Origin of the sequence: Streptomyces sp. NRRL F-5123 (assembly GCF_000721495.1) — a bacterium.
Classification (GTDB): Bacteria; Actinomycetota; Actinomycetes; order Streptomycetales; family Streptomycetaceae; genus Actinacidiphila.
Genome location: NZ_JOHY01000237.1, coordinates 1 through 218, shown reverse-complemented (window position 1 = coordinate 218; position 218 = coordinate 1). Strand labels below are relative to the sequence as shown.

The 218-nt window shown below is 64.2% G+C and carries 1 protein-coding gene; it reads right to left on the bottom strand.

Features of this window, described 5'->3' with window-relative positions; genetic code table 11:
• Nucleotides 1-218 (bottom strand): endo-1,4-beta-xylanase (locus tag IH54_RS0139095; protein WP_031526498.1); only part of this gene is annotated, 218 nt, incomplete at both ends.

The following is a 218-nucleotide window of genomic DNA, read 5'->3' as shown; positions in this document are numbered from 1 at the left end:
TGGCCGTGTGCTTGTGCGTGGTTGACGATCTGGTCGGCGGGGCCGAAGTTGAAGTTTCCGCGGGAGGGTTCGGTGGTGTCCCACTTCATCTCGTTCTCCGGGGTGATCATGTTGAATTCCCGGTCGAGGATGGTGGAGTAGGTCGAGTCGCCGAGTCTGCCTGCTGCTACGGCTGTGCCGAAGTACCGGCCGGACTGGGCGGCCGCGGAGCCGAGCGA